At 64.7% G+C, this 6282-nt stretch carries 5 protein-coding genes; 4 read left to right on the forward strand and 1 reads right to left on the reverse strand.

Going from position 1 to position 6282, the window contains the following annotated elements; translation table 11 throughout:
- The first annotated feature begins 73 nt into the window (after nt 1-73).
- Together C7443_RS15370 and ppk2 are read left to right on the forward strand one after the other, a co-directional pair.
- Nucleotides 74-637, forward strand: a complete 564-nt coding sequence (locus C7443_RS15370; protein ID WP_110019501.1) for a riboflavin biosynthesis intermediates N-glycosidase — start codon at nt 74-76, stop codon at nt 635-637.
- 192 nt (nt 638-829) lie between these two features.
- Nucleotides 830-1597, forward strand: a complete 768-nt coding sequence (gene ppk2, locus C7443_RS15375; RefSeq protein WP_110019513.1) for a polyphosphate kinase 2 — start codon at nt 830-832, stop codon at nt 1595-1597.
- Nucleotides 1598-1657: 60 nt separating this feature from the next.
- Here the strand turns inward: ppk2 and C7443_RS15380 are convergent, their stop codons facing one another.
- The gene (locus tag C7443_RS15380; protein ID WP_170123641.1) at nt 1658-3856 is read right to left on the reverse strand and encodes a PepSY domain-containing protein; all 2199 of its coding nucleotides are present in this window, start codon (nt 3854-3856) and stop codon (nt 1658-1660) included.
- Between the two features lie 179 nt (nt 3857-4035).
- On the opposite strand from C7443_RS15380, the gene C7443_RS15385 reads away from it, so the two are divergent.
- Nucleotides 4036-4761, forward strand: coding sequence for a response regulator (locus C7443_RS15385; protein WP_110019503.1), 726 nt, complete (start codon nt 4036-4038; stop codon nt 4759-4761).
- Nucleotides 4758-6131 (forward strand): ATP-binding protein, encoded by a 1374-nt coding sequence (locus C7443_RS15390; protein WP_110019504.1) that lies wholly within the window; start codon nt 4758-4760, stop codon nt 6129-6131. The genes C7443_RS15385 and C7443_RS15390 overlap by 4 nt, the downstream gene beginning before the upstream one ends.
- Nucleotides 6132-6282 lie beyond the last annotated feature (151 nt).

Consider the following 6282-nt stretch of genomic DNA (forward strand, 5'->3'; position numbering starts at 1 on the left):
GCGCCACGCCTGGCGACCTACCGGGGCTTGCGCGAAGATGCCGCCGCCATTCCTCTCAATTGCAGGCCCAGCCATGCCCGCCCCACTCGATCTCGACACCCTGCGCAGGCGTCACGCCAACGGCGAACACTTCGATTACGTGTTCTTCTGGGGGCACCGTGCGCCGGTGAACAGCGTCGATCAGCACTGCCTGAGCCAGTGGTTCGCCGCCGGCTTCACGCTCGATGGCGTGCATTACCCGACCGCCGAGCATTTCATGATGGCGGAGAAGGCCCGGCTGTTCGGCGATGCGGCAATCCGCGCCCGCATCCTCGCCGACGCCGATCCCGGTCGCGTCAAGGCGCTCGGGCGCAAGATCAGCGGCTTCGACGAGGCCCGCTGGCAGCAAGAACGCTTCGACATCGTCGTGCGCGGCAGCCTCGCCAAGTTCAGCCAGAACCCGGCACTCGCAGCCTATCTGCAGGCGACCAGCGATGCGGTGCTGGTCGAGGCCAGTCCTTACGATGCGATCTGGGGCATCGGCATGGCCGAGTTCATCGACGGCGCCGATGATCCGCAGCACTGGCTCGGCCTCAACCTGCTCGGCTTCGCGCTGATGGCGGCCCGCCAGCAGCTGCGCGAGTCGACTGCCCGCTGAGCGTTCGACCACGGGCCGTGGACAGCACCTTCAGCCGGTTTGGCTAGACTCTGAATAGACGTCCGCCAGTCGGCAGGGCGCCGTAGCCAGCACCTGGGAGTGCGATCCATGGGACACAAACATCACAAGAAGCGCGCTGCGGAAGGCGCCGAGCTCGATGTGGAAACCATCGACGGTGCCGCGAATGCACCGATGAAGCGCAAGGCCTACGAGGCGGCGCTGAAGCCACTGCACGAGGAACTGGTCCACTTGCAGGAGTGGGTCAAAAAGGAGGGGCTGAAGGTCTGCATCGTCTTCGAAGGGCGCGATGGCGCCGGCAAAGGCGGCACGATCAAGGCGATCACCGAGCGCGTCAGTCCGCGGGTGTTCCGCGTCATCGCGCTGCCGGCACCGAGTCCGCGCGAGCAGTCACAGATGTACGTGCAGCGCTACCTGCCGCATCTGCCGGCCGCCGGTGAAGTCGTGATTTTCGATCGCAGCTGGTACAACCGCGCCGGCGTCGAGCGGGTCATGGGCTTTTGCAGCGACCAGCAGGCGCTGGAGTTTCTCGATGCGGTACCGCTGGTCGAGAAAGCGATGGTCAAGTCCGGCATCATCCTCATCAAGTACTGGCTCGAAGTCAGCCCGGAAGAGCAGACGCGGCGCCTGCGCGCACGCATCGAGGATGATCGCAAGACCTGGAAGCTGTCGCCGATGGACCTCAAGTCCTACAGCCGCTGGTATGACTATTCGCGGGCACGCGACGAGATGATCGCCGCCACCGACAGCGAATGGGCGCCGTGGTACTGCGTGCGCTCTGACGACAAGAAGCGGGCGCGGCTCAACGTCATCAGTCATCTGCTGGCGCAGATTCCCTACGAGCACCTGCCGCGCGAGCCGGTGAAGCTGCCGCGTCGACAGAAAGCCGGCCACTACCAGGAAAGCGACTACCCGTTCCGCTTCGTCGACGAACGTTTCTGATGCAGGCAACACCGCGCGCCGCCCGCGCCGATGACGGAACGGGCAGCGCGCGCTTTTGGCTCAATCGAACAGATCGAAGTGCAGGCGGCCGGCTGCACGCCAGTCCTGCAGCTGCGCCTGCGCCGCCGCGCTGTCGAAGCCGCGGTGGGCCTGCAGCGCCTCGATCAGCGCACGCTCGACGCCATCACCGAGCCGGCTGCGACCGCAGACGTACAGCACGGCGGCATCTTCGACCAGCCAGCGCAGCAGTTCTTCGGCCTGCTCGCGCACGGCATCCGGCACGTAATGGCAGCCACCGGCATCACGTGAGAAGGCGGTATCGAGGCGTGTCAGCACGCCCTGATCGCGCCAGGCCGTCAACTCGCGGCCGTAGAGGAAATCGCCGTCGAAGTGGCGATTGCCGAACAGCAGCCAGCTGGCGCCGGCACCTTCGACGCCGGCACGCTCGGCGATGAAGCCGGGGAACGGTGCGATGCCGCAACCGGCCGCAATCATGATCATCGGCCGACCGATGGCGGGGGGATTGAAACCAGGATGGCGACGCAGCTTGCCCTGCAGCACGACACCTTGCGCGAGCTCACGGCACAGCTTGTAGGACATGCGGCCGTAATGCGGTTCGCCGTGGATGCTTTCGGTGAGCTTCAGGCCGACCGTCAACGTCAGGCGCCCGCCGCGCCCTTCGCGTTCGATGCGACCGAGCGAATAGCAACGCTCCACATCGTTCGCGGCCGGTGCCAGCAGCAGCAAGTCACCCGGACGGCAATCCGGCAGCGTGTCGACACCGAAGCAGACACGCCAGGTTTCGGCGGTGTCGCCGCTTTCGGGATCATCGAGGCGCTCGCGCTCGATCAGCTTCAGGCTCACTGCGGCATCCTGCACGGACATGGCCACGGCCGTACTGCTCGCCGCCTCGATGCCGAACGCCGTCTGCGTGCGCTTGAACCATTCACTCCAGGCCGCCACCGGTTCGCCATCAGCCTGCGCTGCCGGCACGGCTTCGCTGGCGCCGGCGGCCAACAGGGCGCTGCGCACGGTCTCACCACCACCGCAAAAATGGGCATAGCGGCGATCGCCAAGCTCAAGCAGTGAAAAGCGTGCCGCTGTGCGCGCACCGTGCAGGGCACTGACAAAACGTCGGCCCGGCTCCGCGACATCACCCTCGCCTGTCGTCGACACCAGCAGCAAGGCCCCGCGGTAGCGTTCGAGATCCGCCGGACTGAGCGCCGCCAGCGAGGCGCAGGCGACTTCGTACCCGGCCTGACGCAAGGCATCGGCCGTCGCCGCGGCGAGACGGGCCGCCGTGCCGGTCTGACTGGCGTGGGCAACCAGCCATTCGGCAGCGCCGACCTTGCCGCCGGCTTGACGCTTGCGGCGCAGCCAGGACCAGAATCCGGTGATGCTGAGCCCGCTCAAGGTCAACGCGGCGAGCAGATTGATCGCACCGGACCAGGCCCCACCCCAGGTTCCCTCATGTAACTCCGAGACCAGACCTTTGCTGGCGGGCGCCGCATGCACACTGCCGCCGCCGTCAACGATGTAACGTTGAGCTCCAGCACTGCTCCCCACCTCCAGCAGCACGCTACCGGCGCGGAAGCTGCGCGCCCAGTGCAGGCCGCTCAGATCCACCTGTGCAGCCGCCAGTTCAAGACCGCGTGACAGGGACAGTGCCGGACGCGCCGGTGCGATCGGCGGCAGCTGCGGGCCACCGATGTGCAGGATCATCAGGGCGGCAGTGATCGGTCCGATAGCGATCAGCGGCAGTAGCAGCCAACCGGCCGCCATGTGCCAGCCAAGCAGCGTATTGCGCAGACGCAGCCAGCCGAGCAGCGGGCCGCAGACGACGATGGCGAGCATCGCCCAGCTCGCCCATTCGACCACCACGCCGAGTCCGAGCAGCAGGTTCTTGTGCAGTTGCTCCGTCACCGCGAACACATCGACACCGCCGCCTGGCTGCACCTGACCATCCGCCAGAGCGAAGCGTCCCTGCGGGCCGGCACCGCGGCTGTTCAGTTCGATGCTACCGCCTTCGATACGCAGTGAAGACGCCTGCCCCTGCGGATCAAGCTGTGTCAGCCGCTGCAAAACGCTGCCCGACTCGACCGGTGCCGTCACGGCCGGCGTGGTGAGGTCATCCACGATCGGCTTGAGCGCGAGCACCGCACCGGAAAGCAAGATGATCATAAATAGGGGGAAAAAGATCAGGCCGAGCCAGCGATGCGCAAGACGCAACCACGGCCTGACCGTCGTCATCGTCGACATGAGAGAACTCCCGGTCATGGAATCTGCCGCCTTTCTACGCCTGTCAGCATGGATAAGGTTCGTCGCGGCGCCGGCGAATCTGGGCCAATCGTCACAAGCACGGGATTTGCGACAAATGCGTACATTTTCCCCGGTGCACGCGGCCGCACTTGGGCTTAGGCTGAAGCCACGGAGGCCGTATGGACCGTATCCCTCATATTCTCGTCGTTGACGATCATCGTGAAATTCGCGAATTGCTGGCGCAGTACCTGACGCAGCACGGTCTGCGGGTAAGCACGGCCAATGGCGGTGCACAGTTGCGTGAGCAATTGCAGGTATCGGCACCGGATCTGGTGGTGCTCGACATCATGATGCCGGGTGAAGACGGTCTGTCACTGTGTCGCTGGCTGCGCGCCAGCTCGCGTTTACCCGTGATCCTGCTGACGGCCGTGGCCGAGGATGCCGATCGCATCGTCGGTCTGGAAATGGGCGCCGACGATTACGTCACCAAGCCATTCAACCCACGTGAACTGCTTGCGCGTATCCGTGCCGTACTGCGCCGTGCGCAGGCGCCAGCCAGTGGTGAACTTTCACCCGAGACACCTCGCCGCTACCGTTTCGGCGGCTGGACCTTCGACCTCGACCGGAGGGAACTGGATGCACCGGACGGCACCGCGGTCGCCATCAGTGCCGCGGAATTCCGGCTGCTGCAGGCACTGGTCGAGCGACCGGGCCGCGTGCTGACACGTGACCAGCTGCTCGACATTACCGCCGGGCGCAGTGCCGAGCTGTTCGACCGCAGCATCGACAACATCGTCAGCCGCCTGCGACGCAAGATCGAAACCGATCCGAAAGATCCGCAGCTGATCCGCACGGTCTGGGGTGAGGGTTACGCACTGGTGGCCAGCGTCGAAGCGCTGTCGTGAAACGCTCACCGGCGTCACTGACCACTCAGCTGGCGCTCGGCCTGTTCGCCGTCGTGCTGATCTGGCAGGTCGCCGGCATCATGCTGTCGAACCGTCGTGAGGAGGCAGCAGTCCGCGCGGCGATTCGCGGTCAGGTGCTCGATGCCACGGTGGTCGCCAGACACATGCTGGACAGCTGGCCGGAATCCACCTGGCCGCAGCTGCTCGAAGGACTCGGCCTGCCGTTCCAGTGTTATGCCGTATCCGCCGAGCCTGCTGCTGCCACAGCACAGGAGGCCGGCGAGCACCTGCTGAGTGAACGCCTTGCCCATATGCTGCGCGTCGATCCGGCGACGGTACACGTCAGCTTCGAAGAAAGCCCGTCGTCGCAAGTACCTGACTGCTCTCGATTCGACAGCCGGATCGGCTCTCCACACGAGGGGCCGGTCAATCACACTCATCGGTTCGCCGGCCTGCGTCTGGCGGTCGCGCTTGACGGACAGCGCTGGCTGAACGTTCATGCAATCACTGTGCTGCCGCCATCCAATGAGCGGGCTGCAGATATTGCGCTGCTGCTGCTCGCACTGCTCGGCAGCGCCACGGTGCTGGTGACCGTGCATCGGGCAACCCGAGGATTGCGTCAACTGGCCAATGCTGCGGAGCGTTTTGGTCGTGGTGAAGCGGTCGAACCTTTAGCCGAGGCGGGGCCTCGCGAAGTCGCCGCAGCGACTCATGCGTTCAACACCATGCAGCAACGGCTCACACGCTTTGTTCAGGATCGCACCAGACTGCTGGCAGCTGTCAGCCACGATTTGCGCACGCCACTGACCACATTGCGCCTGCGCGCCGAGTTACTCGACGATCGTGAAGCAGCCCAGCGGATTCTGACGACGCTCGACGAAATGCAGGCCCTGGTTGAGGCGACCCTGAGCTTTGCACGCGCAGACGCAGGTGAAATCAGCCGGCCCGTTGATCTGGCGGCACTCGCTGAAAGCCTGGTTGATGATCTGGTCGAGCTTGGCATGAACGTCACGATCAAGCAGGTCGCACGCCTGCGCCGAACCTGCCGTCCACAGGCACTGCGCCGGGCGCTGCGCAATCTGATCGAAAATGCCGTGCGTTACGCCGGCAATGCATGTGTATCCGTATGCGTCACCAACAACGGGATACTCCTCATCGTCGAGGACGACGGCACCGGTATCCCAGACGCAGCGCTTGAAGATGTGCTGGAACCTTTCGTGCGTATCGAGACTTCACGCAGTCAAGAAACAGGCGGGGTTGGACTGGGGTTGTCTATTGCAAGAAGCATCGCTCGCGCCCATGGCGGGGAACTGACATTAGTCAATCGCGCCCCCCACGGTTTACGGGCAGAGATCTTTCTGCCGGACTGACGTCACGCAGATTCGATGACAGTCGTTTGTGCGTTTTTCAAACCCCAAGAAACGCGAAGCCCCTGACCGTTGTAATGGGTCAGGGGCTTGTTGTGTAAGGTGCCTGGCGGTGCCCTACTTTCACATGGGGAGGCCCCACACTATCATCGGC

The organism is Plasticicumulans acidivorans, assembly GCF_003182095.1.
Taxonomy (GTDB): domain Bacteria; phylum Pseudomonadota; class Gammaproteobacteria; order Competibacterales; family Competibacteraceae; genus Plasticicumulans; species Plasticicumulans acidivorans.